Raw genomic sequence first — 24046 nt, 5'->3', positions numbered from 1 at the left:
GGTCTTCCGATTGGACGGGGCCTCACAGGCAACATGATGGAGTCGCCGGCGTTCTCCATTGCGGGATGCGGCTCGACTACCTGATGGGCCGCCCTGAGCCGGCCCACCCGCGCCCCGGCGTGCTAAAGAGGGAGTCGGTACTGTGCTAAATCGGGAGTCGCGGGTGTGCTAAATTGGGAGTACAACGTGTGCTAATTAGCGAGTGTGATGATGGGCGGTTATGTCCCCCGGCTGCTGGACGCCGAGCTGGCCGATGTCGTGGCCACCCACCCCGCCGTGCTCGTGGTGGGTCCGCGCGCCTGCGGGAAGACCACCACCACTCGGCGCCACTGCCGTTCGGTCTTGCGTCTCGATGTTCCGGCTCAGGCCGCTCTCGCACGCGTCGACCCCGATGTCGCGCTGCGCGGGCTCGAGGAGCCCGTTCTGATCGATGAATGGCAGGTCGTCCCCGAGATCCTGGGTGCCGTCAAACGGGCCGTCGACGACGATCCCCGGCCGGGGCGGTTCGTGCTGACGGGCTCCGCGCAGGCCGATCTGACGTCATCCGGGTGGCCGGCCACCGGCCGTATCGTTCGCTTGACCATGTTTCCGCTGGTCGGGCGCGAGCGCCATGGCGACGCTGCGGCACCGTCGCTCATTGACCGGCTCTTCAGCGACGGCGCCGATGTCTTGGCCGACTCGGCTGTCGACCAAGATGTCGAAGGGTACGTGACCGAGGCCCTCACCAGCGGATGGCCCGAGGCGCTCCGGGTACCGACAGACCGAGCACGCGACCGTTGGCTACGGGGATACGTCGATCACCTGGCGACCCGGGAGGCGCTGGCGCTCGGTCTCGCGCGTGATCCGAGCAGACTGCGCCGCTATCTTCAGGCGGTCGCCGCGAACACCGCGGGCACCCCGACGCACAAACTGCTGTACGACGCGGCGGGCATCGATCGGGCCACCGCCGTCGGCTACGACACGCTGCTTGAAAGTCTCATGATCACCCAGCGTGTTCCGAGCTGGGCCGGCAACCGTACAGATCGTGCGCTTCGTCTTCCCAAGCGTTTCCTCATCGACCCTGGCCTGCTCGGTCCGCTTCTGCTGGTGGACCACCGGCGTGCACTGCGTGACCCCGACCTGCTGGGTCGCACTCTGGACACGCTTGTCGCCGCTCAATTCCGCGCAGAATGCACTGTCAGCACCATCGGCGCCGACCTGTTCCACCTGCGTGATGCGAACGGCCGGCGCGAGATAGACCTGATCATCGAGTCGCGCGACGGTCACGTGCTGGCGATCGAGGTCAAGGCGACGTCTTCCCCTTCCTCTCACGACGCCCGCCATCTCGAGTGGCTTCGTGACCAGCTTGGTAACAGGTTCACTATGGGCCTGGTCGTCCACACCGGGCCTCGGGTTTTTCGTCTGGCTGACCGCGTCCTGGCGGTCCCTCTCGCTGCGCTGTGGAGTTCGGCGCTCCGGTGATCTCGTTCCATGCGGGGATGAGGGCGGCGACCCGTTCCAGCTGGTGGTGCTGGGTACGGAGGTCGAGCGCGCCGAGGCGGACGACGATGTGGCGGGCGCCGGCTTCGATGTAGCGGGTCAGGGCCGCACGCACCTGATCCGCGGAGCCGGTGACGACTGCCTGGACCTTCTCCAGCTCGGTGAGCGGCATGCCGTAGACGGTGGTGGCGTACCGGTCCATCGCCCTGCGCTCACCGTCCTCGTCGATCAGAACGGTCACGAACAGGGCGGGTGTGACGGCGTCGGAGGAGCGGCCGTTGTCCGCCGCGGCCTTGTGCACCTGCGCGAGGCCTGAGGCGTAGTCCGCCGGGTCGGGCGGGTACGGAAGCCAGCCGTCGTACAGCCGCCCGGTGCGGGCCAGCGCGGCCGGTGTTGCACCGCCCAGCCAGATCGGAGGTCCTTCGGTACGGAACGGGGGCGTGGCGGGCGGCATCTCGTCGTACCGGAAGAACTCGCCGTGGAAACTCGTCGCGCCGGCCCACAGTGCGCGCCACAGCGCGACCGTCTCGTCCAGCCGGGCGAACCGCCGGGCCCACGGCACCTCCGACAGCGCGTAGAACGGCCGCCCGAAACGCCCGGGGAAGCCGGCGCCGACCGCGACGGCCAGGCGCCCGCCGGAGAGCAGGTCGAGCGACGCGAGCGACTGTGCCAGCTGCACGGGCCGCCGCAGGAACGGCAGCAGCGCGCCCGTGCCGAGGGTCGCGGTCGTCGTGACCGGAGCCAGTGCGGCGAGCATCGTCAGGGCCTCGATACGCGGGCTGATCAGGGAGTCGTTGGCGAAGAGCGAGGCGAAGCCGAGCCGCTCTGCCTCCTGGCCGAAGGCGATCAGGTCGCGCGGGTCGCCCCACTGGGCGGCGCTGGTCGGAAGCAGTACGCCGATGTCCACGCCGACGATGCTGGCCAGCCACTGCGGGGAGCGGCAATTCCCTCCGGGGAATAGCCGGTAGAAACGAACCCATGGATTTCCCGCGCGCGCTGCGTGAACGGCGTACCGACCGGCGGATCAGTCAGCTCGAGCTGGCCACGCGGGCCGGGACGACGCAGCGGCACGTGAGCTTCATGGAGTCGGGCCGGTCGCGCCCGGGGCGCGGCATGGTGGTACGCCTGGCCGACTCGCTGGGCCTGCCGCTGCGGGAGCGCAACGCGCTGCTGCTGGCGGCCGGATACGCGGCGGTGTACCCCGAGACGCCGCTGGATGATGCGGCACTCGCCCCGGTGCGCGCCGCGATCGGCCACATCCTCGACGGGCACCAGCCCTATCCGGCGCTGGTCGTCGACCGTAGCGGTGCCCTGGTCGCGGCCAACGACGCGTTCGGCGTGATCACCGAGGGAGCCGCCGCGGAGCTGGTCGGTCCCGGCCGCAACGTCTACCGCCTGGCGTTGCACCCGGCCGGGATCGCACCGCGGATCCGCAACCTGGCCGAATGGGGGCGGCACGTCCTGCACCGCTTGGAGCAGCAGGAAGAGCTCCGCGACGAGCTGCTGGCGTACGTACCCGGTCTGCAGCCGTCCGACGGGCACCTGGGGTTCGCGGTGCCGCTGCTTCTGGACTCACGCCACGGTCGGCTGCACTTGATCACGACCGTGACGACGTTCGCGACCGCGACGGATGTCACCCTCGCGGAGCTCAAGCTCGAGGCCTTCCTCCCGGCTGACGCGGCAACGGCCCGGGCGCTGGCCGCGGCCGTCACAGCACCACGTTGACCAGGACGGTGAGCAGGACCGACAGCAGGACGGACACCACGATCATCGTGAGGCAGCCGAGGCCGCCGCCGAAGACGCGGACCTCCGTGTTTCCGATACGCATGGCTCACCGACTACCCCGTCATGCCGAAAGCACTCGTCGCCGGGGCCAGGTGGGCGGCGATCGCGTCCGCCGCCGCCGGGCCGGCGGTCGTCAGGGCGTTGTGGGCCGCGCCCGGCAGGGTCACCGAGACGCCGCCGGTGAGCTGGGCGACCCGGGTACGCCAGGGGAGCGGCGCGACCGGGTCCCGGTCACCGCCGAGCACCAGGGTGGGGCAGCCGACCCGGCTCAGGTCGTCCTCGACGCGGTTGCGGACCGAGTGCCCGATGGTCGCCCAGACCCGCCACGGCCGGGCGTCCCACACGTCGCGGGCCAGGATCGCGGCCTGACGGGGGTCCTCCGCCGGCAGGTCGCCGAACCACCGGCCGATCAGGGCCCGGCGGGTCCGCGCGGCGGGGTCGGTCGTCGGGCTCGCCAGGATGAGTGCCGCCACCGTGTCGGGGCGCAGGACGGCGAGGGCCGCCGCGACCTCCGCGCCGAACGAGTGCCCCAGCACGGCCACCCGGGAGAGCCCTTCGGCGTCCAGCCACGCGGCGACGAACCGGGCGTGGCGGGGGACGTCGAAGGCGACCGGTGGCTTGGTGGTGAGCCCGAACCCGGGCAGGTCCGGTACGAGCACCGGGTGCCGGTCGGTGAGCGCCTCCGCCGTGGGCATCAGGTAGCGGTGCGAGACGGCGAGGCCGTGGAGCATCACCACCGGCAGGCCGTCGGCGGGCCGGGCCGGGACGCGGACGTGGGTGCGGACACGTCCGACCGTCGACCAGCGGCTGACCCAGCCCCGGCGGGGTCTCGGCGCGGAGAGGGCCAGGGGCAGCATGGTCTGGTCATACCCGCCCCGGGGGCGGTTCAGACGTCGGCGACGACCCGGTCCCGGCCCTCGCGCTTGGCCACGTACAGGTTGCGGTCGGCCAGCGAGAGCAGCGACGACGGGGAGCCGCGGCCGTCGTCGGAGGTCGTGACCCCGATGCTGGTCGTCACCGGCATGGCGCCGGTGATCGGCTCCCAGGCGTGGGCCCGGATGCGCAGGCGCAGCCGCTCGCAGCGCTCCACCGCCTCCTCGTGGGCGAGGCCCGGCATGATGAGCAGGAACTCCTCGCCGCCCATCCGCGCCGCGATCATCGGCCCGATCGCCGCCTCGTGCAGGAGCTTCGCGACCTGCTGGAGCACGATGTCGCCGGTGCTGTGCGAGAGCGTGTCGTTCACCCGCTTGAAGTGGTCCAGGTCGAGGATCGCCAGCGACAGGGGCGCCCGCCGGGCGAGCGCCTCGCCGAGCAGGGCCGGTAGCCGGTCGTTGACGTAGCGGCGGTTGTAGAGGCCGGTCAGGGCGTCGCGGTGCGCCATCTCGCGGAAGTGCTCGCTGGCGCGCCGCGCCTCGGTCGCCTCGAACACCGCTTGCAGTGCCCGGGCCCGCGCGTCCCGTTGCGCCGAGTGCAGCGCCGACGCCGCCGTGTGGAAGGCGCGGTGCTCCTCGTACGCCTCGCGGAACCGGCCGGTGGCGGCGTACAGGGCGGCCTGCTCCTCGCGGGCCTGGGCGCGTACCCGGTCCAGCCCGCGCTCCTCGGCCACCCGCGCGGCCTCGTCGAGGGCTTCCTGGGCCGCCGCGTAGCGGTGGTCCAGCCGGCGCGCCTCGGCCAGGGTGAGCAGGCACACGGCCGGCGCGACCCCCTCGTGCGCCTCGACCTTCGACTGGCCGTCCTCGAGCATGACGTGCAGCGTCTCCTCGGCCGCGCCGTAGCGGCCGCTCATCATCTCGACGCGCGCGATCGTGTCCAGCTCCAGCGCGCTGAAGTTGCGCGGGCCGCGGGCCTGCACCTCGCGCATGTGCGCGACCAGCTCCCGGGCGCCGGCCTCGTCGCCGTTCTCGAACGCCGTGTACGCCATGTTGTTGAGGATGTTGAGGGTCAGCTCGAAGTCGCCGATGGCGGTCGCGATCTGCAGCGCCTCGCGGAACCGCCGGTCGCCCTCCTCGGTGGAGCCGCTCTCGTCGAGGGCGACGGCGAGGGTCATCAGGTGCCGCGCCCGGATGCTGGGCGGCTCGTCGTCGATCAGGTTCGCGACGCCCTGCACCGCGTGGGTGAGGCCTTCGGAGAGGTCGCCGACCTGCCGGTAGAAGTTGGACAGCACCCGGTGCGACCGCGCGAGCAGGAAGGGGCATTCGTGCTCCTGGGCCCAGGCCAGCACCTGGTGCGCCCACTGCCCGCCCCGCTCCGAGCGGCCCTCGCGGACGAGGATGTCGGCCCGCATCAGCTTGGCGCGCATGGCCAGGTCGTCGAGGCGCAGCTCGCCGGCCCGGCGCTCGGCGGCCGCGGCCGGCCCGGCGACGCTGCGGAACTTGGACGTGGGGCGCGCCTCGAGCTCGGCCAGGGTCGCCTCGAGCGCGCTGCGCTCGTCCGCGACCAGGATGGGACCGGCCTCCGTCGCCGCCTCGGTCGTCACCAGCGTCCCGCCTCTCCCGCTCGGTCCCCGGCGGGGTCCTCGGCAGCCTTCCCGATCGGCCGCGGTGCCCGGCGTTGAGGGGTTTTCCGGGAGCAGTTCGGTTGCCTACCTCCGGGCGGTGCAGACCGGCTGGGAGGCGGCGACCTTGTCGACCGTGTAGACGACGGCCACGGTGAAGCAGTAGTCGTTCTGCTCGTTGAGCCCGTACACGGTGTAGTCGGTGGTGCCGGCGGGCAGCTGCTGGAAGGCGCGCTGCTCCTGGCCGCGGCGGCCCCCGGAGATCAGCACCGGGCCCTCGGAGCCCTTCGGGTAGCGCCAGGTGAGCGAGACGCTGTCGCGGTTGTCCCGCAGCTTGACGTCGACGGGAGCCAGCGGGTCGACGGACGCCGGGGGACTGGGCGGGGCGGAGGACGCGCCCGGGGACGCGGTGCTGGTCACGGGCGCGGCCGGGGGAGGGGTGCCGGCCCGGTCGCCGCGGGGCAGGGTCACCGCGACGACCGCCGCGGCGGCCGCGACCCCGGCCACCAGGACCGCGGCCAGGATGAAGGGCTGCCGGCTCGCGGGTTGCTCCACGGGTACGGGGAGCAGGCGGTCGGTGACCGGGGCACTGGCCCGGTCGACGGGTAGGCGGGGGCCGGGCGGGTACGCGCCGGGCGCGGCGGCCGCGGGTGGCACCGAGTCCGGCGGGAACGGCCCCGGTGCGTCGACTGCGGGCGGGGAGAGGTCGGGCGGGAACGGGCCGGGCGGATCGGTCCGGCCCGCCAGCACCTGGGCGACGTGACCCTGCGCCGGCCAGTCGGCGGCGGGCGTGCCCGTCCGGGGCGGTGCCGGGAAGTAGACCGGCTCGGCGGGTGGCATCGGCCGGCCCGGGTGGGGCTGAGCGGGGGCGGGCGACATGAGCGGCAGCGGGATCGGCGGCTCCGGACGGGCGTGCCGGCCCGTCGGGTCGCCGGGCGTCTCGGGCGGTTGCGGGGCGTTCGCCGGCACGCGGGTCACGCCCGGAGCCGGTCCGTCGGGTTCCGGGCCGGTGGAGCGCTGCACCCGGCCGCAGCGGTGGCGCCCCGACGCCGGGCTGCCGGCCAGGCGGGCGATCTGCTGCGCCAGGGGGTGGTCGGCCGGCAGGTACCGGGCGCAGAGCTCCTGGGCGAGGGTCAGGTGGGCCGACGCCTCCCCGAGCCGGGAGCATTCGCGTTCCATGGCGCCCAGCCGGGCCAGCATCTTGATCCCGGCGGGTGAGGCGTCGCCGTAGACCTCGCGGTGGCGGGTCCACGCGTCGGTGAGCCGGGCCCGTGCGGCCGTGCAGTGCCCGGCGGCGTGCTCCGCGGTCGCCAGGTCCGCCTCGGCGGCGAGCACCCGCTCCGACAGCGGCCCGTCGAGCGCCGTCAGCTCGCCGACGAGATCGTGGTACAGCTGGGCGGCGCGGCCATGGTTGCCCACCCGGTGCAGGACCGCGGCGTGGGTGGCGGCCGCGGCGATCGTGCGTTCGTCGTGGGGGCCGTGCAGCCGCTCCTCGGCCGCGTGCGCGAACCCGGCCCAGAGCCGCGCGGCGTGCGCGTCGCCGAGCGCGATGAGGATGCGGGCGAGCAGGGCGGCGGCGAGGGCGAGGTCGGGAGAGGCGCGCTGGGGGTCGGTCTCGGCCGGGTCGAGGACGCCGGACAGCACGGCCCGGGCGCCGGCGAGGTCGCCCTCGGCCGTCAGCGACTGCGCCTGGGCGGTCAGGGCGGCGAGCGGAGGGGGCACGTGCCTCATAGTGTCTGCTCGGACACCGTAGGTACAAGTCCTGGGGCGCGTACCCGATGTGGCGCCGTACACGGTAGAACTCGAACATGACCGCCGAGAGCGTCAAACGCGAGATTCTGGTCCGACACCTCGAGGCATGGGCGCCGGCCGCGCTGCACCGGGCCCGGCGGGCCGTCTACGCCCACGGGTACGCCGACACGACCCGCTCCCTCGCCGAGGCGGCGCTCGGCGTCTTCACCGACCAGTCCGACCTGGTCAGGGGCAGGGAGCTGACCGTGGTCGCGGTCGGCGGCGAGGTCGGGGCGGGCGCCGGGGCCGCCGGGCTCAGCGTCCACAGTGTGCCGGGCCGGACCGAGGACACGTGGGGGGCGGCGTTGAAGGCGGCGGGTGCTCTGCGCGTACCCGTGCTCGGTTTCCTGGATGCGGGTGCCGCCGCCGAACCGCCCGGCGCGCCCCTGCTCGCGGCCCTGGCCGCCGGGAAACCGGCCGAGGCGCTGATCGTGCTCCCCGGGCCGGACCCGGTGCCGCAGACGCGGACCGCGCTGCGGGAAGCCGGCTTTCCGCTCGTCGCCGCCGTCGAGCTCGCGGTCACCGACGAGCCGGGCGAGGTGGTGCTCTACGCGACGACCCTCGGCCGCAGCCTCGAGGCGTTCAAGGACCTGCTGTGGGCGGTCGACGAGTACGCCGGCGTGCGCTACCGCGACCCGGGCGACCCGGAGCGGCACCTGATCGACATCTCGCTCAACCCGCACCCGGGGCCGCTGCGCCGGGAACTGCTCGCCCACCTGGGCGAGGTGGGGGAGGCTTCGGTGACGGACCTGCGGACGTTCGCGCTGACCGAGACCGTCTACCGGGCGGCGGACGTCACCCGGGTGCTGCACACGCTGCTGGACGCCGGGACGGTGACCCGGCGCCCGGAGCACGGCCGGCTCGGCGGGGACGTGGTGATCACCGCCTGAGTCCGGTCAGGACTTGTCCTGCTTCCACGACAGCGGACCGGGCAGGTCGACGCGGTGCGCCCGGGCCTTCGAGTTCCAGGACCAGCGGCCGATCTTGATGGTCCAGGAGGAGAGGCCCCGAGAAGTGAAGTTCAGGATCAGCGGTCCGAACTTCTTCCGGCTGCGGTACATGATGGCCATCGGGATGTCCTTCCGTGGATTCGCCAGATGATCCACGGATTCCCGATGGCCGATCTCCCGAAACCGCCTACCGGGGCTGCCAGGCGTCCGGACGGGTGGTGAGCTTGCGGACGTGCGCCGGCATCCGGCCGCTGATCAGCTCGGCGAGGCTCACCTCGTCGACGACCTCGCGCACCGCCGAGCGGACGGCCACCCAGAGGTTGGGAAGGTTCTCCGCGGCGCCCGAATACTGGGTCTCCTCCGGCCGCAGTCCCCGGACCCCGGCCAGCGGGCCGTCGACGGCGCGCAGGATCTGGCCGATGGTCACGTCGCGTGGCGACTGTGACAGCGTGTAGCCACCCTCCGCCCCGCGCTGGGCGCGGACCACTCCGGCCCGGCGGAGATCCGCGAGGACGGCCTCGAGGAACTTCCTGGGCATGTTCTGGTCCTGGGCGATGGCCTGGGCGGACATCAGGGCGGGGTAGGCGTTGGCCAGGCTCAGCGCCGCCCGTACCGCGTAGTCGCCGCGCGCGGAGATCTGCACCTCACCATCATGCCCCGTCCGCGCTCGCGACCCTCGTCCACCCCGGGAAATATGGGAATTCGGGCATCACTCAGCGTCAGGGCGTGGTGGCAAATTCAGTCTTTCGGGGGTCTCGGCCGGCTCATTCCGCGGCCAGGCGCTGGGTCGGGACGCGGGCGCCGATGTCCGCGACGTCGTCCGCCACCTCGGCCGGCATCGGGGCGGCGGCTCCGGCGCGGAACGCCCCCGGGCTCATGCCGGCCTCGCGGTGGAAGAACCGGCCGAAGTTGGTCGGCTCGCCGAAGCCCAGCCGCCGGCCGATCTCCGCCACCGACAGGTCGGTGCACGCCAGCAGGCGCCGCGCCTCGAGGGCCACGCGATCGTCGACGACCTGTTTCGCCGTACGGCCGGTCACCGCGAGGCTCGCGCGGGTGAGCGTCCGGACCGAGCAGCCGATCCGGGCCGCGTAGTCCTCCACCCGCCGGCTGTGCGGATGGCCGTCCTCCAGGTCGCGCCGGAAACGGGCGTACGTCCGGGCCTCCGAGGTCGTGGTGGCGGCCCGGTCCTCGGCGCTCATGAGGGCGATGCGCAGCAGCAGGACCGCGAGCTGGTGCCGCAGCAGGCCGGCCGCGATCGCGCCGGAGCTGTGCCGCACGCAGTCCACGCCCAGCTGCGCCACCTCGGTGATCACCGCGTCCTCGTCCTCGCCGGCCAGCTGCCAGCGGGTCGGCCCGGGCAGGTCGTCGACCGGTACGCCGCTCACCTCGGCCGCCGACAGCAGGTCGCGGCTCCACGTGACGAGCGAGGCGTCGAGCCCCGGCTCCGCCCCGAACCGCAGGGCCTGCCCCGGTCGTACCCAGAGCAGCGTCCCCGGGCGTACCCGATGGGCGGTGAAGTCGATCTCGACCGTGCCGTGTCCGGCAGTGGTCAGGGCGAGCAGGTGGTAGGGCAGCCGCCGGGGCCGCGGCTCCTCGGCGACGAGGTCGGTGCCGGAGAGCGTGCAGGTGCCCACGCCGGCCCACTGCGGGGCGGGTGCGGACCTGGTGCGCTGCTGTCCGGGGGTGACCATCGAGGGCACGGTATCCGGCCGTGACCAGGGATGCACGTGGGAGACCGCGAGGTCAGCGGATATCCGGCAGACGATCTGGAAAACAGGTATTGAAACGGACAAAAGACCTCTAATAGCGGCGCGGAAAAAGCGACCCGCGCGGACCGGCAGTGTCCGCGCGGGTCGCCCCGTGAAATCCGTTGTCGCTATCGACCGGCCAACAGCCGGTTGACCGCCGCGTCCACGTCCAGGTGATCGGACTCCCGGCCCCGCGGAACCACCACATAGGTGCGCCGCAGGAACCGGACCAGAACGCTGCGTGGTACTTCGAACAGTGCATTGCCGTCGGGTGACGACAACGCCAGGGCCACGAAGTCGCCCCGCGGCGTGGCCCACGGCCACACCCGGACGTCCCCGATGCCCGCGGGCTCATCGAGCCCGGTCACGAGCAGTTCCCGCGCAAAGGACCAGCTCACGGCTTCCCCACCGGCTGATTCTGCGTGGAACAACACGTGGACCGCGTACGGGTCGGCTGGGTCGTACCGCAGGCTGGCACGCACGGGCAGAGCCGTGGCATCAGGCGCTACGAGCCGCAGCGATGTTTCGACCTCGACGGTCGTTGGACGAATGGTACTCATGGACGAACTCCCCCCGGCACCGCTGCGAGGCTGGTGAACCCCGCGTTTCCCATACTCAGGTGATCCCTGTCATTACGCTCCGCCATACGCTGATCTCACCCAGTAGTGGGAAGACGGTTCCGATAAGCTCTCCGAACGAGCCGTTAAACGGTATCTTGTCCTGTTCTGCCCAAGTACTCGGTTCCGCCCGGCGTCGGGTGGTCCAGCAGTTGACTCACTCCGGTAACGTCCATTCCTCCCGGGTAGTGACGGGGAGGCGGAACACTAGGGGATGAAATGACCGGGAGCTTGCGATCTTTGCCGGGAAAGTGAACGAGATGTCCCAATCCGACAGGGTGACCGAGACCCGTACGCCCCGCGGTGTACTGGACCGGGTCCGCGCCAACCCGACCGGCCGGCTCGCCCTCAAGATCGGCGTCGGCGTCCTCGGCGGCCTCGTCGTCGCCCTCGGCATCGTCCTCATCCCGTTCCCGGGACCCGGCTGGGCCATCGTCATCCTCGGCCTCGCCATCTGGGCCGTCGAGTTCGTCTGGGCCCGCCACCTCCTGCAGTTCACCAAACGCCACGTCCAGAGCTGGACCCACTGGGTCCTCAAGCAGAGCCTCCCGGTGCGCGCCCTCATCGGCCTGGTGGGCTTCATCTTCATCTGCGCGGTCGTCTGGGTCTCGGTGAAGCTGACCATGCACATCGACCTGGCCGTCGAGATCCGCGACTTCATCGCCCGCCGGTGACGCGCCGACCCCGGGTTCGCGCGCGAGGCAGGCGGTCCGGTACAGTCTGTCGCGGCAAGGGCGATTAGCTCAGCGGGAGAGCGCTCCGTTCACACCGGAGAGGTCACTGGTTCGATCCCAGTATCGCCCACGAGCGGCAGGGGCTCTGTGTTCGCGGAAGGCGCGAACCGGGGCCCCTCGTTTTGTCTGCTCCGGGGGCCGAGCCCCCGGAAACCCCGCGTTGCGGTGGTTACTGCCGGTCGGTTGGGTCCGGGTGGCTAAGGGATGTCTCGCACTTCACTCCCGATTCACCCGTTCACCGGGCTGCGCGCAACATCGCTCTGGCAGGCTGATCCGCGATCCATTGCACGGCAACGACTGCACCGAGTTTCGAGACATCGCTCAGGGATGCGCTCTGCGGTCGATCCAGCCGTGGTCCAGGGCTTGGACGACGGCGCCCGTACGGCTGGTTGTGTGGGTCTTGCGCAGCGCTGAGCCGACGTGCTTCTCGACTGTCTTGGGGGACACGAAGAGTGCAGCCGCGACCTCTCGGTCGGTTCGGCCCTGGGCCAGCAAGGTGAGAACTTCTGTCTCTCGGGGGCTCAGGGGCGACGGCACGGGGGCAACCGGGGATGCGGCGGCCGGCCGGTCGGCGGCGTAGGGGACGTCTGCTTGGACGAGCGTCCCCCAGCCGGGGACCCTGTCCACCTTGACGGCTCCGCCCGCGGCCGCGAGCAGCTGCGACCATGAGCTGGTGCCCAGGCCGAGCGGGTCGGGCTCCGAAGTCGGGCGCCCCGCCAGCGGTGAGTCGTCCTGGACGAGCAGGCGGAGGCCTTCTGCTCGGTGGACGACGGCGACGTGGACCCGGCTCACTCCTTCGCTGCGTGAGGCGGCGAGGGCGGCGACCGCGACCACCTCGGCGGTCGCCTGTGCTACCTCGGCGCCGAGCGGACGGGGAGCGCCCACCTCGGTGACCCGCGTCTTGATCCGGGTGAGTTCCGCCTGGGCGGTGAAGCGCTCACGGATGAGATCGGCGAGCAGAGGGTGCTCGGCGCCGCCTGCCCGGACGATGGCCCCCGCCCCGGCCTGGCTCAGTACCTCGAGGGTGTCGATCTCACTTGCGGAGTAGCGCCGGGACTCGCCGGCGAACCCGACGTTGACCCCGATGACCTCGCCGCGCCACCACATGGGTACCGCGACCGCCGACCCCCGGCTGGCGGGGTGATCGGGTGGCAGGTGCCGCCCCGGCACGTCCTCATAGCTCGGTAGGACGACCGGGCGGCGGCGGGCGAAGGCCTCCCCCGTCGCGCCCTGGTGGAGCGGAAAGCTGCGGCCCAGCTCGCAGCGCACGCCGATCTCGGCCACCTTGCTGTACGTCCCGCCGGCGCCGTCCACGAGGGAGACGCTGCCCGCGACCCCCGGCACCACGCCGCTGCTCGTCAGGAGGAGATGACGCAGGACCTGGATCAAGCTCTGATCCGAGTAGAGGCTGCTCACGGCGACATCCAGCGGCGGACGGCCGCCCGGCGCACATTGCCCCTCCTGCCGCATGGTTGGACCTTAGAAGGACCGCACGAGGAGCCGCAATGGACAGCGCGTCCGCCGGTTCATGCCCCATCTGAAAGGGCCGCTGCGGGTCCTTTGCGCGGTGCCCTCACGCCGCGGGACTGGGGGATTTCCCCCATGGATGAGCTGCAGCAACGACAGCTTTACTGACCACGCGCCACACCACTCGACCGACAGGGAGGGACCTCGTGCCCGTCGTCGGCATGAAGGAGATGCTGGACCGTGCGCTCGCGGACAGGTACGGCGTCGCCGCGTTCAACATCCTCAACGACCTCACGATCGAGGCGATCCTCGCCGCCGCGACCGAGGAGAACGCTCCGGTCATCCTGCAGACCTCGGTGAAGACTGTGCGGTCGTACGGCCGCCGGCAGCTCTTCGGCATCTTCCAGGCCCTGGTCCGGGACGTGCCGGTGCCGGTGACGCTGCACCTGGACCACTGCCCCTACCGCGAGGTCATCAGCGACTGCCTGGCCGGCGGGTGGAACAGCGTCCTGTTCGACGCCCACGAGCTCGCTGTCGCAGAGAATCTTCGCCAGACCATGGAGGTCGTCGCCGAAGCCCGCAGAACGGGCGCGCACGTCGAGGGGGAGATCGAAGGCATCCGGGGGGTGGAGGACGGCATCGGCTCCGACGAGGCCTCCCGCGTCCAGAGCCTTGAGGTCGCCGTCGACTTCATCAAGCAGACCGGCGTCGACTGCTTCGCCCCGGCCATCGGCAACGCGCACGGGCAGTACAAGTCCGCTCCCGTCCTCGACCATCAGCGGGTGTCCGACCTCGTCGAGGCGACGGGCGTACCCATGGCCCTGCACGGAGGCACCGGCCTCTCGGACAGCCAGTTCACCGATCTCATCTCGCGCGGCTGCGCGAAGGTCAACATCTCGACCGCGCTGAAGGAGAGCTACCTGAAGGAGAGCCTGAGCTTTCTCAAGGCGGCCGAGACCAAGGACAAGTGGGACCCACCCTCGCTGTTCACCGCGCAGCGGGATGCGGTGACCGAGATGGCCAAGCGGCACATCCGGCTCTTCGGTAGCGCAGGGCGTGCCTGGTGACCGGCCTGATCTTCGACTGCGACGGTGTCCTGGCGGACACGGAGCGCCACGGCCACCTGCCGGCCTTCAACGAGACGTTCGAGCACTTCGGGTTGCCCGTACGGTGGAGCGAGGACGACTACGCCGAGAAGCTCAGAATCGGCGGGGGCAAGGAGCGGATGGCGAGCCTGTTCGCCGACCCGGAGTTCGTCCGCGCTGCGGGCATTCCGGAGGACGAGGCCGCCCGCAAGGACCTCCTCGCACAGTGGCACAGGACCAAGACCGCCGCGTTCAAGCGGCTGGTGTCCGAGGGCCGCATCCCGCCGCGTCCAGGCATCTCCCGGATCGTCCTCGCGGCGCTCGGGGAGGGCTGGACCGTCGCGGTCGCCTCCACCTCGGCGGAGGAATCGGTACGGGCTGTCCTCGAGAACGCCGTGGGCAAGGAGGTCGCGGACCGGATCCCCCGCTTCGCCGGCGACGTCGTCCCGGCGAAGAAGCCCGACCCTGCCATCTACCGGCTCACCGTCTCGCAGCTCTCCCTCGACCCCGCGGAAACCCTGGTGGTCGAGGACTCCCGCAACGGGCTGCTGGCCGCCACCGCGGCAGGGCTCCCGTGCCTGGTCACCGTCAACGGCTACACCCGCGACGAGGACTTCACCGAGGCCGTACTCGTGGTTTCGGAGCTCGGCGACCCCGGACGCCGGCCCGTCGAGGTGCTGGCCAACCGGAGCAAGGCCACCCCGGGGGACTACATCACGCTGGAGGATCTCCGGTCCTGCCTGCAGGCACAGCCGGTGCCCGACGAGGGAGGGAACACGTGAGCAGCGACGCGCTGGGGCAGACCGAGCTGGTGGTGCGCACGATCGCCGAGACGGCGGTGGAGAACGAGAGGTACTTCGGTGACCTCGACGCCGTCGTAGGTGACGGCGACTTCGGCTACTCGCTGGCGAGGGGGTTCGAGAAGCTGCTGGAGGGGTGGGACGACATCGACCGTACCGATGTCGGCACGTTCCTGAAGAAGTGCGGTATGACCATCGCGTCGCGGATCGGTGGCACCTCCGGGCCGATCTGGGGCACCGCCTTCATGCGGGCGGGCGTCGCCGCGGGGGACAAGAAGGAAATCTCGGGCGAGCAGGTGGTCGCGATGCTCCGATCGGCCATCGAGGGCATCAAGGCCCGCGGGCAGTCCGACGTCGGCGACAAGACCCTGCTCGACGCGCTGGTCCCCATGACCGACACGCTCGAGCAGCAGCTGCAGCAGGGTAGGTCCGCCGCGGAGGCGCTCACCGCGGCTGCGGCGACGGCGCGGGAGTCGGCCGAGGCCACCAGGGACATGGTGGCCAAGCGCGGGCGGGCCGCCTACACCGGGGAGCGCAGCAAAGGCTCGGTCGACGCCGGCGCCATGGCTGTGGCCGTGATCGTCGACCGCATCAGCGAGGTCCGGTCCAGATAAGGAGCCAGTCGTGAAGAAGTTCGTCAACGACCCGAAGAACTTCGTGCCCGAGATGCTGGAGGGCCTCGCCCTCGCGAACCCGGACACGCTCCGGTACGTGCCCGAGTACAACCTCATCATGCGGGCCGATGCGCCGCGCGAGGACAAGGTCTCCATCGTCCAGGGTTCGGGCTCCGGGCACGAGCCCGCGCACGTCATGATCGTCGGCAAGGGCATGCTCGACGCGGCCTGTCCCGGCGACGTGTTCGCCGCGCCGCCGATCGACTACGTCTACGAGACCGCGAAACTGCTGGCCTCCCCCCGAGGCGTGCTCCTGCTCGTGAACAACTACACGGGCGACCGGATGGCCTTCGACATGGGCCGGGAGATGGCGGAGTCCGAGGGCATCAAGGTCGAGGTGCTCACCATCAACGACGACGTGGCGGTGAAGGACTCCCTCTACACCGTCGGCCGACGCGGCGTGGCAGGCAACTTCTTCGTGCTCAAGGCCGTCGGCGCCGCCGCGGAGGCGGGCGCCGACATCGACGAGCTCATCCGCATCGGGAAGAACGTCAACGACGTCACCCGCTCCCTCGGGGTCGCCCTCACGGCCTGCACCCCGCCTGCCAAGGGCAGTCCCCTGTTCGACCTGGGGGACGACGAGATCGAGTTCGGTGTGGGAATCCACGGCGAGCCCGGGCGGGAGCGGCGCAAGCTCTCGAACGCGGACGCGATCGCCGACGACATGCTCGAAGCGGTCGTCACCGACCTTCCCTACCACAGCGGGGACCGGGTCGCTCTCATGATCAACGGTCTGGGCGGTACGCCCATCAGCGAGCTGTACGTGCTCTACCGGCGCGCCCACCAGCAGCTCGCCGACCGGGGCATCACCGTCGGCCGCAGCTACGTGAACGAGTACTGCACGTCACTCGACATGGCCGGCGCGTCGCTCACCCTCGTCCGCCTCGATGACGAGATCGACCGGCTCCTGGGCGCGCCCGCCGAGGTCGCCGTCCGCGTCTTCTAGCCGTCGTCGAGGCGCCGCCCAGCGAAGTCCGGAAGCCGGCGTGAGGCCATTAGGAGTCCTTCATGTCCCTCGGGAGCGTATTCGTATCGGAAACAGTCGGCACCGCCTTCCTGCTCGTCCTGGGGTGCGGGGTCGTCGCCAACGTCGCCCTTGCCCGTACGAAGGGAGCGGCCGGCGGCTTCCTCCTCGTCAACTTCGGCTGGGCGATCGGCGTCTTCGCCGGCGTGTACGCGGCGTACCGGTCCGGTGGCCACCTCAACCCCGCCGTCACGCTCGGCATCTGGGCGAGCGGGGCCGCCGAGTACGCGCCGAACGTACCCGTGACCTTCGGAGCCACGCTCGTCTACATCGCCGGCCAGTTCCTCGGCGCCTTCCTCGGAGCCGTTGCCGTCTGGCTCGCCTACAAGCAGCACTTCGACGACACCGACGACCCCACGGCGCAGCTGGGTGTCTTCTCGACCGGGCCGGCGATCCGCACCTACGCCTGGAACCTCGTCACCGAGGTCATCGCGACCTTCGTGCTCGTCTTCGTCATCCTCGTGTTCGGCAAGACTCCCAGCCAGCTCGGGCCACTCGCCGCCGCGCTGCTCGTCCTCGGCATCGGAGCCTCCCTCGGAGGACCGACCGGCTATGCCATCAACCCGGCACGCGACCTCGGTCCGCGCATCGCGCACGCGGTGCTGCCCATGCGTGGCAAGGGAGGAAGCGACTGGGGCTACTCCTGGGTGCCGGTGGTCGGGCCGGTCGTCGGCGGGATTCTCGCGGGGCTGCTCGCGAATGCGTACACCTGACCCGGACGCGACGACGGTGGGAGATCCGTGATGGAGAACAGCGAGAGCCGGCCGGAGCCGGCCGAGGGCGGGCACACGGAGGTGTCGCGTCACGCGGGACGCTATGTGGGCCGCGATGTCGACGAGCCGCCCGAGACCCCGCAGGAGAAGGACGTCGGCGCCTACACCGATACCGACGTCGCCTCCGAGGTCCGCCGGCGGACGGGCCAGGAAGGCGAGTACGAGGACATGAACCTGCCCGAGGGCGAACGCCCGCCGCGGGCACCGGGGCACTACACCGGCGTGGATCCCGAGACCGACGACGAACCACCTCGTGAGCCGTAGCCCACCGCCCGGGGTCGCTGCGCTCGTCCGCTTGTACTAGCCTCGCCGGGCGTGCGGGCGCAGCCTCTTCGCCTGCTCAGCGCTGCGGGGGAGCGGAGGGCGTAGTTTGTTCGACTTGTCACGGCGGTCCCTGCTGGTGGCGGGAACGGCGATGCTGGTGGCCGGATGCACCCGGGACCGGACGAAGCCGTTGATCACCGAGGAGGAGCCCGACGCCGGCCTCGACCTTCCGGGCGCGGCGGCGACGGCGGCGCTCCGGGCGATCCTCGCGCGGCGGGCGAAGGCGGTGCAAACCGGCGACGAGGGCATGTTCCTCGGCGATCTGGACCAGTCGCGGGGCGCGCTGATCAAGCAGCAGAAGATGCTGTTCGCCAACCTGCGCCAGTTCACGTTCAAGACCTTCGCCTACGTGCTGCCCGAGCGCGTCCAGCCCCAGGTCGACAAGGGACTGTCGACGTTTCCGGTCGTCGGGATCGTCCAGCTGGCCATCGACGACGCCGGCACCGGTGTGATGCCGGGCGAGGCTTTCCGTTACACGCTCATCCAGCAGGACGGCCGGTTCCTGGTCCGGGACATCGTGGGCAAGACGAGGGCCAATGCCGCCGAGCTGGACGTTCAGGGGCCCATGGCGGATGCGCCCTGGAACACCACGCCGTTGAGGGTCACCACGGTGGGCGACGTCTGGCTCGCCGCCGACGCGTCCGTCACCGACCTGGACGCCTACGTCAGCGCTGCGGCCGCCGAGGCCGACCGGATCGATGCCCTGTGGGGCGGCCGGACCCGTTACCCGGGCAGCCTCATGTTCCTCACCCGCGACGCCGGGGCTTTCAAGACCTGGTACGGGTTCGGCCAGGCGGACAACTACGAGGACACGGTCGAGGGAATCGCGCCGTTCCGCGTCGGTGTGCGCACCAACGGTGAGGTGTTCGACGGCCAGTTCGCCGGGTCCCGGGTCGTCGTCAACCTCAAGCGGATCGACGCGTTCGACGACGATCCCCGGCTCGTCATGCGCCACGAGCTGGCGCACGCCATCACCACACGCGCGCAGGAGGTGGGGATCCCCCTCGGTGAACTCGACAGCGGCGCTCCCACGTGGGCGGTGGAGGGCTTCGCCCAGTGGACCGAGACGCTGGGCAATGCCGGGCGGGCCGCCCAGTCCCTGCGCGGCGCCCGCACCGGCTTCAACGGCCGGCTGCCCCGGTCGAAGGACTTCTACGGCAAGAAGGCGACGCAGAACTACGCCGTCGGAGCGACGGCGTTCCTGTTCGCCGAGAAGCTCAAGGGAACCCAGGCGGCGGTGGAGTTCTACGCCGCCGTGGTCCGGCACGCCGACCTCGGCGACGACGCCGTGGCCGAGCTCCCCGTCTTCGACGGCATCTGCCGAGAGGCGCTGGGCTTGAGCAGCGCGTCGTTCTACCGCCGATGGGCCGGCTTCGTGCGGAACGGGGCATGAGGCGATGATCCGGAGAACCCTGCTGGCGGGCCTGGGCGCCTTCGTGGTCGCCACGATCATCGCCGGAGTCACCATGTTCCTCCTCCGCGGCGGCGCGCGGTCCGCGGAGACCAGCATGGGTCCGTGCGCCGAAGACTCCACGTACCGTTGCATCCCGCACCTGAAGGCCGAGGACCTGGTCGCAGCGCTCAAGAAGCGTGGCTTCGAGTGCTACAAGCCCGGAGGCGCCCGAGGATGCGAGCTGGAGATCGGTGAGACGCGGCTGAGCGTCGGCGTGGGGACCCACGAGGGCGGGATCAGCCGGCTGACCGCCACCATGGGGATGCGCGCGGACGAGGAACCGAGCGAAGGCACCATGGCGCTGCTGCGCTGGGTCGCCGGCGTGCCTTTCGCCCATGACCCCCAAGGTGCCGGCGAGGTCGACGCCTGGCTCACCCGACAGGTCGCCGAGCGGAAGAACGTCCGGGCGACGATCGCCGGCTACTCCTACCAGCTGGACAGTCAGCCCGGGGGCAGCGGCCGGAGAACCCTTCGCCTGGACATCGGGGAGAGCTTGGAATGGTGAGCATGAAAGTACGCACAGTGCTCGGCGTCGGGCTCGGCGTCCTCCTCGGGCTCTGCCTCGGCGCAGGCGTCGGCATCGTCAGTGGTCACACCGCCGCGAAACTCGCCGAACCGGACCCCCTCGGGCCCACCGCACTGCCCGCCATCCCCGACAAAGTCCCGACCGGCGCCGACGCGTACGTGCCCGGGCTGACGGTCAGCCTCATCAGCAAGGACTTCCTGCAGCGGGCAAAATGGACTTGCAAGACGCAGGCCACCGAGAAGAACCTCAGCCTGCCGGCCGCTCACCGCACGTCATGCGACGCCCCGGAGGGTGCCAGGTTGTCCGTCACTCTCTGGCACGACAGCGAGACGAAGGTCAAGTCGGTGGAGGCCGACTGCCGGTACCCGCTCGGCTCCGAGCTCTGCCGGACGCTGGCCCGCGGCATCGCCGAGCTGTCGGTCGTCGGCCGGCCCGACGTGGCCAAGCGCACCGCCGCCTGGGCCGTCGACAACGTCGACCGCGACGCCACCACGGTCATCGGCGACGTGCGCCTGATCTCCGATCTCAGCTCTCGCCACCCGTCGATGCGGATCCTCCCCGCTGCGTGACCGCCGGGCTGGCTCACGGGGCGACCAGGCCGTCGCGATGCAACGTCGGTGGGGCGCTGCCTGGCCTGAGCCGGGACGGACTGCGGGACCACGTCCGGGTGATCCACCAACAGACGTACGTTCGGTTCTGAACATCTAACATTGCGCAAGCTTCGTCGAGGTCCGGAGGTTTCGCGCGTGTCCGTTCCGCAGCTGCTCAGACCAACCGATGACGCATACGTCTATGCCCCCGAGGAAGTCGACGCGATCAACGCGGCTCTGGTCACCGGCCGTCCACTGTTGGTCACCGGGCCGGCGGGTAGCGGTAAGTCGGCACTGGCTCAGGACGCCGCACGCCAACTCGGTCGAAGGTTTCTCGACTACGCGCTGAACGCTGACACCAAGAGCCAAGATCTGTTGTGGCACCACGACGAGCTGCAACGGATGAACGATGCGCAGGCCGCCCGACTGCGGGAGCCGTCGGCCTACCTGCGCCGGGGAATCGTCTGGGAGGCGCTGGTCTCCGGCAATGCTCAGCCTGCGGTTCTGGTGCTCGAGGACGTCGATCAGGCGACCGATCCGGTGATCGACATGTTGGTGCAGGTGCTGGGGCAGTTCCGCTTCGTCGTCCGGCCCACCGGCGAGGTCGTGTCCGCGGACGCCGCGACGAGGCCGTTGGTTCTCCTCACCGCGGCCGGAGACCGACGCCTGCCGCCACGCCTCATCGGCCTGTGCTGGCAACTGCGCCTCGCCCCGCCGGACGGCGCGCGATTGCTGTCCATTGCGGCCGCCCACGGCCTCGGCGAGCAGCCGGAGCGGACCCGCCTGATCGCGGACCGGGTGCTGCTGGCGCGGCGGGCGGATGAGCGCCGGTCCAGCGTCCGAGACTTCCTCGACATGCTTCGGATGGCGCAGAACCTGAACCTGCCGCTCGACGAGCGGTTGTTCTGGGCCGATTCGGATGAGCCCCGCCGGGAGGAGCCGGCCGTGCCGCCGGTCAAGGTCTTCCTGTGCCACTCATGGGGTGACAAGGAAGCGGTTCGCGAGCTGTACCGGCGCATGCAAGCCGACGGGCTGGCGCCATGGCTGGACGAGGAGGACATTCCGGCCGGCGCGGACTGGGACTCGACGATCAAGCAGGCGGTGCGCACAGCCGACCTGGTCGTGGTCTGCCTCTCACAAGCCGCCATAACGAAGTCCGGCTACGTTCAGCGGGAGATCCGGATCGCACTCGACGCGGCCGAGGAAAAACCGGACGGCCGCATCTACATCATCCCGGCCAGGATCGAACCCTGCGACGTGCCCCAGCGGCTCGGGCGTTATCAGTGGGTCGACCTCTTCGACCCCGGCGGATACGGCCGTTTGCTGCGTTCCGTCCGGGCTGTGCAGGACCTGGCCGTTCCGCCTGCCGAACCGGCGCCCCCACCGTCTCCGCGCCCGGTCACCGAAACACCGATCGCCCAGAAGCGCACGCCGCTCCCATCCTCGAAGACGCCGCCCACGACGCCGGCGCGACCGCGTTCCGGGAAGAGGGACCCCTCGCTGCTGGACCCAGGGGCCATCCCGGGCTCGGTCGGCAATGCCGACGTGCTCTGGGATTCCCTGGACGCGGATTCGTACTTCGCGCACAACTACAGTCGACTAGGCCACGACGATGCACAAGTGATCACCATCGTGGCGGACTTCTTCGAGCGGGTCGGCCACTCGGGGGAGGTCGGACGGGCGGTCGACGTGGGTTCCGGTACGAATCTCTATCCCGCTCTGACCATGCTTCCGTTCGCCTATGAGATCAGCCTTTACGCCCGTGCGGTGTCCGAGAGGCGCTGGCTGAGCGACGCGCTGCACAACCCGCAGGAATCCTGGTCCGCCTTCTGGTCGGCGATCGCCGGCGGCCGCATGCCTTACCAGCGGATTCGCGAACCCTTCGACCTTCTGGCGCGCCGAGCGCGAATCACCAAGGGCAGCGTCTTCGACCTCCGACCCGAGCAGTTCGACATCGGCACGATGTTCTTCGTCGCCGAGTCCATCACCACCCGTGCAGACGAGTTCCAGCGGGCAGTCATGCAGTTCGTCGGCTCGCTGCGAAGCCGGGCGCCGTTCGCCGCCGCATTCATGCGGAACTCGTCCGGCTACCGCGTCGGCAACCAGATGTTTCCGGCGTGCCCCATCGACGGAATGGACGTGAAGCGGGCATTCGCCCCGGTGGCCCGGATCGACCTGGCTGATGTCTCATACGACCACGAGCCGCGATCCGGCTACAGCGGCATGATCGTCGTAACCGGCCGCAAGAGGTGACCTCAGGATCAGGGTCAGCATCGGTGCCGCATTCGCTCCAGTGCAATCAGAACAGCGTCGCGGTGCTTTCGCTCCTTCACCCAGGACGGCAGCATCTGTGCCATTGTCCCATGGTAGTGACAAACGAGGGCGTCCGTGCCGACCGCGCTGAGGCGCAGTGTTGCGCCCACATACGCGGCTATCGCGTCGACATGTTCTCTGTTGTACGCCCACAGTGTTCGGCCGGCACACGGCTCCTGAAGCCACAAATCGGCCCCGAACAGCGGTGAAACAGGGGCGTCGTAGCGCGGACTTCGGGCTGGTCGACCAGCGCCGTCCTCTCGGTTCAGGCCGCAGTCGCTGCAGGTCAACCGAGTCGGCCGATCATCGCTAGCTGACCGCTCCAGGGCCTTCTCACCGCAGCGCGGGCAACGGACGAGGACGCGGCCGGCGAAGGCCGTCAACGGCCGGCCATCGTCACGGTGTTGCTGTGCTGGCGCGAGGTTCGGCATCCGGCCAATCTACAAACTGCCGGCAATCATGGACCCGAGACGCTCGGAGTGGCGTGACTTCACCATTGGGAAGCCAGTGGCCACGCGGTTCGTCGGAGGAGAGCGGCCCCCGATGCAGACGGCTTTCGTCGCGGGTCACACGGATGCACCCGGACCCGCGCCGGCAGCCGAGCTGCACCGGTCGGATCCCGGGCGAACTCGGCCCACGGGTACGCGGGGCCACTCGGCCCGGGGGGTGCACCCGTACACGTGCAAGATCCGTGGCGGCACGGATGTGCGCTGCCTTGATCGGCCGGACCCTGGAGCGGTCAAGGCGCGGTGGGCCGCGCACGGTCACCGCCGGTCGGTGCAACGGGAACGGGAACAGCGTGAAGATCATGAGATCGCTCGCCATCGGTGTGGCTGCTGCGGCGACTCTGGCATCGGCCGGATGCGGAGCGCCGGACAAGGAGACCGAGCAGCCGCCGGGCGCCGGTGCGGCCTCCGACGCCGGCTCCGGTGCCGAGGAGACGGCGGCTGGAACGCTTCGCTTCGCGGACGAAGGGTTTGCCTGCACCTTGCTCACCCGCGCCGACGTGGAGGCGCTCTTCGACGGACCGGTCGCGGCCGAACCGCAACCGAAGGACGTCGGCCGACTCCGTACCTGCACGTGGACTGAGGCTGACAGCGCCTCTCTGGTGGATCTGAGCATCGACGAACCGAGCGGAGGGGCGAGTCGCAAGTACGACGAGATGTGGAAGCTGTACGGCGTGAGCCAGCCCGCGGGCACTCGCCCGGCAAAAGAGATCAGCGGGCTCGGGGACAAGGCGTACCCTTCTTCCACCGCGGGGAGACCCACGTGAAGGTGCTCGCCGGGGACAAGCTCGTCTCGGTCGCGGTCATGTACGTCCTCGGCAAGCGGTCGCTCACGCCCGAGGCTGACACGGCCCGGGTGGTGACGCTGGCCAAGCAGGTGCTGGCGCGGACCGACCTCCGATAGACGGCGCGG

At 70.7% G+C, this 24046-nt stretch carries 25 protein-coding genes and 1 tRNA gene; 17 read left to right on the top strand and 9 right to left on the bottom strand.

Annotated elements, in window-relative coordinates:
• Positions 1–210 precede the first annotated feature (210 nt).
• Positions 211–1461 carry a DUF4143 domain-containing protein gene (locus AB0J80_RS04985; RefSeq protein ID WP_364700511.1) on the top strand — a complete coding sequence of 417 codons (1251 nt, stop codon included), beginning with the start codon at positions 211–213 and terminating at the stop codon, positions 1459–1461.
• Here AB0J80_RS04985 and AB0J80_RS04980 read toward each other — a convergent pair.
• Positions 1361–2386, bottom strand: coding sequence for an LLM class flavin-dependent oxidoreductase (locus AB0J80_RS04980; protein WP_364700509.1), 1026 nt, complete (start codon positions 2384–2386; stop codon positions 1361–1363). The genes AB0J80_RS04985 and AB0J80_RS04980 overlap by 101 nt on opposite strands.
• A 71-nt stretch (positions 2387–2457) precedes the next feature.
• On the opposite strand from AB0J80_RS04980, the gene AB0J80_RS04975 reads away from it, so the two are divergent.
• On the top strand, positions 2458–3204 hold the full coding sequence (locus AB0J80_RS04975) for a helix-turn-helix domain-containing protein (RefSeq protein WP_364700507.1): 747 nt from the start codon (positions 2458–2460) through the stop codon (positions 3202–3204).
• A gap of 113 nt (positions 3205–3317) precedes the next feature.
• Here the strand turns inward: AB0J80_RS04975 and AB0J80_RS04970 are convergent, their stop codons facing one another.
• The 3 genes from AB0J80_RS04970 to AB0J80_RS04960 form a co-directional block, all read right to left on the bottom strand.
• Positions 3318–4121: an alpha/beta fold hydrolase gene (locus AB0J80_RS04970; protein ID WP_364700505.1), complete on the bottom strand. Its 804-nt coding sequence runs from the start codon at positions 4119–4121 to the stop codon at positions 3318–3320.
• Positions 4122–4150: 29 nt separating this feature from the next.
• A complete protein-coding gene (locus AB0J80_RS04965; protein ID WP_364700503.1) occupies positions 4151–5740 on the bottom strand; it encodes a diguanylate cyclase in 1590 nt (529 codons plus the stop codon).
• A 105-nt stretch (positions 5741–5845) separates the two neighbouring features.
• A complete protein-coding gene (locus AB0J80_RS04960) occupies positions 5846–7489 on the bottom strand; it encodes a fibronectin type III domain-containing protein (RefSeq protein WP_364700501.1) in 1644 nt (547 codons plus the stop codon).
• Positions 7490–7566: 77 nt separating this feature from the next.
• Here AB0J80_RS04960 and AB0J80_RS04955 point away from each other — a divergent pair, with 77 nt between their 5' ends.
• Positions 7567–8439, top strand: coding sequence for a hypothetical protein (locus AB0J80_RS04955; protein WP_364700499.1), 873 nt, complete (start codon positions 7567–7569; stop codon positions 8437–8439).
• Positions 8440–8445: 6 nt separating this feature from the next.
• Here AB0J80_RS04955 and AB0J80_RS04950 read toward each other — a convergent pair whose 3' ends face one another.
• The 4 genes from AB0J80_RS04950 to AB0J80_RS04935 all read right to left on the bottom strand — a co-directional run bounded on the left by AB0J80_RS04950 (position 8446) and on the right by AB0J80_RS04935 (position 10807).
• Entirely contained in the window at positions 8446–8619 is a 174-nt protein-coding gene (locus tag AB0J80_RS04950) for a DUF4236 domain-containing protein (protein ID WP_364700497.1), read from the bottom strand.
• Between the two features lie 67 nt (positions 8620–8686).
• Positions 8687–9142, bottom strand: coding sequence for an Rrf2 family transcriptional regulator (locus AB0J80_RS04945; protein ID WP_106129593.1), 456 nt, complete (start codon positions 9140–9142; stop codon positions 8687–8689).
• Between the two features lie 121 nt (positions 9143–9263).
• Complete coding sequence (locus AB0J80_RS04940) at positions 9264–10190, bottom strand: AraC family transcriptional regulator (RefSeq protein ID WP_364700495.1); 927 nt, start codon at positions 10188–10190, stop codon at positions 9264–9266.
• Between the two features lie 185 nt (positions 10191–10375).
• Positions 10376–10807 carry an SsgA family sporulation/cell division regulator gene (locus AB0J80_RS04935; protein WP_014446635.1) on the bottom strand — a complete coding sequence of 144 codons (432 nt, stop codon included), beginning with the start codon at positions 10805–10807 and terminating at the stop codon, positions 10376–10378.
• Between the two features lie 317 nt (positions 10808–11124).
• Between AB0J80_RS04935 and AB0J80_RS04930 the strand changes: the two genes are divergently transcribed.
• Together AB0J80_RS04930 and AB0J80_RS04925 are read left to right on the top strand one after the other, a co-directional pair.
• Entirely contained in the window at positions 11125–11538 is a 414-nt protein-coding gene (locus AB0J80_RS04930) for a TIGR02611 family protein (protein WP_364700493.1), read from the top strand.
• 58 nt (positions 11539–11596) lie between these two features.
• Positions 11597–11668: transfer RNA gene (locus AB0J80_RS04925), tRNA-Val, on the top strand.
• Between the two features lie 251 nt (positions 11669–11919).
• On the opposite strand, the gene AB0J80_RS04920 is transcribed toward AB0J80_RS04925, so the two are convergent.
• Positions 11920–13014 (bottom strand): LuxR C-terminal-related transcriptional regulator, encoded by a 1095-nt coding sequence (locus AB0J80_RS04920; protein ID WP_364700491.1) that lies wholly within the window; start codon positions 13012–13014, stop codon positions 11920–11922.
• A 257-nt stretch (positions 13015–13271) separates the two neighbouring features.
• Between AB0J80_RS04920 and AB0J80_RS04915 the strand changes: the two genes are divergently transcribed.
• The 12 genes from AB0J80_RS04915 (at position 13272) to AB0J80_RS04860 (ending at position 24037) form a co-directional block, all read left to right on the top strand.
• On the top strand, positions 13272–14132 hold the full coding sequence (locus AB0J80_RS04915; protein WP_364700489.1) for a class II fructose-bisphosphate aldolase: 861 nt from the start codon (positions 13272–13274) through the stop codon (positions 14130–14132).
• Entirely contained in the window at positions 14129–14932 is an 804-nt protein-coding gene (locus AB0J80_RS04910; RefSeq protein WP_364700487.1) for an HAD-IA family hydrolase, read from the top strand. The genes AB0J80_RS04915 and AB0J80_RS04910 overlap by 4 nt, the downstream gene beginning before the upstream one ends.
• A complete protein-coding gene (gene dhaL / locus AB0J80_RS04905) occupies positions 14929–15564 on the top strand; it encodes a dihydroxyacetone kinase subunit DhaL (protein ID WP_364700485.1) in 636 nt (211 codons plus the stop codon). The genes AB0J80_RS04910 and dhaL overlap by 4 nt, the downstream gene beginning before the upstream one ends.
• Positions 15565–15574: 10 nt before the next feature.
• On the top strand, positions 15575–16570 hold the full coding sequence (gene dhaK, locus AB0J80_RS04900; RefSeq protein WP_364700483.1) for a dihydroxyacetone kinase subunit DhaK: 996 nt from the start codon (positions 15575–15577) through the stop codon (positions 16568–16570).
• Between the two features lie 62 nt (positions 16571–16632).
• Entirely contained in the window at positions 16633–17361 is a 729-nt protein-coding gene (locus AB0J80_RS04895; protein ID WP_364700481.1) for an MIP/aquaporin family protein, read from the top strand.
• Between the two features lie 30 nt (positions 17362–17391).
• On the top strand, positions 17392–17685 hold the full coding sequence (locus tag AB0J80_RS04890; RefSeq protein ID WP_364700479.1) for a hypothetical protein: 294 nt from the start codon (positions 17392–17394) through the stop codon (positions 17683–17685).
• A gap of 115 nt (positions 17686–17800) precedes the next feature.
• Positions 17801–19138, top strand: coding sequence for a hypothetical protein (locus tag AB0J80_RS04885; protein WP_364700477.1), 1338 nt, complete (start codon positions 17801–17803; stop codon positions 19136–19138).
• A 4-nt stretch (positions 19139–19142) separates the two neighbouring features.
• Complete coding sequence (locus AB0J80_RS04880; RefSeq protein WP_364700475.1) at positions 19143–19703, top strand: hypothetical protein; 561 nt, start codon at positions 19143–19145, stop codon at positions 19701–19703.
• 2 nt (positions 19704–19705) lie between these two features.
• Positions 19706–20293, top strand: a complete 588-nt coding sequence (locus AB0J80_RS04875) for a hypothetical protein (RefSeq protein ID WP_364700473.1) — start codon at positions 19706–19708, stop codon at positions 20291–20293.
• A gap of 177 nt (positions 20294–20470) precedes the next feature.
• A complete protein-coding gene (locus AB0J80_RS04870; RefSeq protein ID WP_364700471.1) occupies positions 20471–22567 on the top strand; it encodes an SCO2525 family SAM-dependent methyltransferase in 2097 nt (698 codons plus the stop codon).
• 775 nt (positions 22568–23342) lie between these two features.
• Positions 23343–23900 carry a hypothetical protein gene (locus tag AB0J80_RS04865; RefSeq protein WP_364700470.1) on the top strand — a complete coding sequence of 186 codons (558 nt, stop codon included), beginning with the start codon at positions 23343–23345 and terminating at the stop codon, positions 23898–23900.
• Positions 23897–24037, top strand: coding sequence for a hypothetical protein (locus AB0J80_RS04860; protein ID WP_364700468.1), 141 nt, complete (start codon positions 23897–23899; stop codon positions 24035–24037). The genes AB0J80_RS04865 and AB0J80_RS04860 overlap by 4 nt, the downstream gene beginning before the upstream one ends.
• Positions 24038–24046: the final 9 nt, after the last annotated feature.

This window comes from Actinoplanes sp. NPDC049548 (genome assembly GCF_040676695.1).
Classification (GTDB): Bacteria; Actinomycetota; Actinomycetes; order Mycobacteriales; family Micromonosporaceae; genus Actinoplanes.
Note: the sequence above shows the minus strand (reverse complement) of the source record. Positions and strands in the feature narration are given on the sequence as shown.

Coding starts and splice junctions, on each gene's coding strand:
- AB0J80_RS04895 (WP_364700481.1), top strand. CDS start 16,633: ATGTCCCTCGGGAGCGTATTCGTATCGGAAACAGTCGGCACCGCCTTC.
- AB0J80_RS04935 (WP_014446635.1), bottom strand. CDS start 10,807: ATGAGTACCATTCGTCCAACGACCGTCGAGGTCGAAACATCGCTGCGG.
- AB0J80_RS04955 (WP_364700499.1), top strand. CDS start 7,567: ATGACCGCCGAGAGCGTCAAACGCGAGATTCTGGTCCGACACCTCGAG.
- AB0J80_RS04975 (WP_364700507.1), top strand. CDS start 2,458: ATGGATTTCCCGCGCGCGCTGCGTGAACGGCGTACCGACCGGCGGATC.
- AB0J80_RS04930 (WP_364700493.1), top strand. CDS start 11,125: ATGTCCCAATCCGACAGGGTGACCGAGACCCGTACGCCCCGCGGTGTA.
- AB0J80_RS04950 (WP_364700497.1), bottom strand. CDS start 8,619: ATGGCCATCATGTACCGCAGCCGGAAGAAGTTCGGACCGCTGATCCTG.
- AB0J80_RS04880 (WP_364700475.1), top strand. CDS start 19,143: ATGATCCGGAGAACCCTGCTGGCGGGCCTGGGCGCCTTCGTGGTCGCC.
- AB0J80_RS04985 (WP_364700511.1), top strand. CDS start 211: ATGGGCGGTTATGTCCCCCGGCTGCTGGACGCCGAGCTGGCCGATGTC.
- AB0J80_RS04890 (WP_364700479.1), top strand. CDS start 17,392: ATGGAGAACAGCGAGAGCCGGCCGGAGCCGGCCGAGGGCGGGCACACG.
- AB0J80_RS04960 (WP_364700501.1), bottom strand. CDS start 7,489: ATGAGGCACGTGCCCCCTCCGCTCGCCGCCCTGACCGCCCAGGCGCAG.
- AB0J80_RS04970 (WP_364700505.1), bottom strand. CDS start 4,121: ATGCTGCCCCTGGCCCTCTCCGCGCCGAGACCCCGCCGGGGCTGGGTC.
- AB0J80_RS04875 (WP_364700473.1), top strand. CDS start 19,706: ATGAAAGTACGCACAGTGCTCGGCGTCGGGCTCGGCGTCCTCCTCGGG.
- AB0J80_RS04940 (WP_364700495.1), bottom strand. CDS start 10,190: ATGGTCACCCCCGGACAGCAGCGCACCAGGTCCGCACCCGCCCCGCAG.